Origin of the sequence: Chryseobacterium endalhagicum (assembly GCF_016745235.1) — a bacterium.
Taxonomy (GTDB): Bacteria; Bacteroidota; Bacteroidia; order Flavobacteriales; family Weeksellaceae; genus Chryseobacterium; species Chryseobacterium endalhagicum.
On sequence record NZ_JAELVM010000009.1, the window covers coordinates 1 to 1654 of the forward strand.

The 1654-nt window shown below is 34.9% G+C and carries 1 rRNA gene; it reads right to left on the bottom strand.

Annotated features, from left to right (window positions below):
- Window positions 1–1554: 1554 nt before the first annotated feature.
- Window positions 1555–1654, bottom strand: a 5S ribosomal RNA gene (rrf, locus tag JET18_RS21850); the annotation flags it as partial.

Sequence of the window (1654 nt, forward strand, 5' to 3'; positions counted from 1 at the left end):
GAGCCAGGATCAAACTCTCCATTGTATGTTTTTCCTGACCCGCTCAAAGTGTTTTACGCTTTAGTTTTTTTCTTACTTGGTTGTTATATTGTATGTCAATGATCTTTTTTCTTTCCGCAATGTATAAGGAATCTTTCTGTCGTTCTGTTCCTTATTTGCGGTTGCAAAAGTAAGTATTTATTTTTTAATGACAAAATGTTTTACAAGAAAATTTAAAGTTTTTTTTAACTAACCCTAAATCCTTTCAAAACCCTTATCCTTATTAACTTCTGCTCCCCGTTTAACCGGACTGCAAAGATACAAACTTTTTTAACTCTCACAACTTTTATTTCTAAAAATTTTAAAAGCTTTTTTCCTGTATCTTAAAGTTAATCCTAAATAATTATGCTTACCTAAAAGCTCTTCTGCGCTACTGTATAACTCTCGTTTTTCAGTGGGGCAAAGATAACAACTTATTCAAACGCAAAACAAACTTATTTAACATAAAATTTACATACAAGACGCATTGGGGATAAGTAGCTCCGTAAGGTTCTATTTTTGAAGGCATTAATAGAAAACCGGACTTATCCACAATGACTGATTATTAATGATCGTTGTGGAGGGAGGATAAATGGTAGTAGCGGAAAGGTTTGTTCAATAGTTGGAAATAGGGTCTGAGTGGATAGTAAGCTCAAGAAGGAACGCTTCACTTTTGGAAGTGGCAGCCGAAGTTTTAGGGAGGATAATTTTAAATATTGGCTGGATAAGTTTTTTGGGAAAGATAAAGTTTAGAAAGAAGGAAGATGATTCTTTCAGTGATCGCGCAGTTTCGTGAGATCTATTGTTTCATAAATTATGACTATAATGAAAGCCATGCGACCTGCCAGGTGTTAAGATTATTGAAAACTATAAGAATATCAGATTGGTTTGTATAAAGGTATAGGTGTAAAAATTCCTGAGATAATAGTTAACAGCAATGAATATCTCACGCAGATCTACCGGATTGAACAGATTGTTTCTTAATTACAAGTAATATATATAAGGACAACCGCTTAAGTCTAGCTCTAAGTTTTGGCTAAAGCCTATTGCACTGGGTATGCATTGTAAGCGGGCTGAAGCCCGCTCCTATTGAATATTTTGGCTATCAATTAAATGTTTCTATAAAAGTTTAAAACAAAAAAAATCCTGTATGTATTGTACAGGATTTGTATTCTTTATTTTGATTAATTAGATATGAATAATGAATATAACAACAGGCCGCCTTACAGGGCTGATAAATCCAAAACATAATATTATAAATATCTATCCTATTAACAGGGCGCTCCTAAGGAGCTTACTGCTTATGGCTTATGGCTTATGGCTTATGGCTTATGGCTTATGGCTTATGGCAAATTTAAAGATAAGTGATTAATGATGATTGATCTGTGATGCTGGGTAGTAGTAGTTACAAGGTTCTGCCCCCGCATTACTCATTACTCATTACTCATTACTGATGATTGATAATTGATATTGGTATTTTTTGGATGGGTATAAAAAAAAAGTCTCACACATAAATGTATGAGACTTTTTAATAAAAACTGGCGGCGGCCTACTCTCCCGCTTTCGCAGTACCATCGGCGCTGGTGGGCTTAACTTCTGTGTTCGGAATGGGAACAGGTGAGCCCCACCGCTAAAA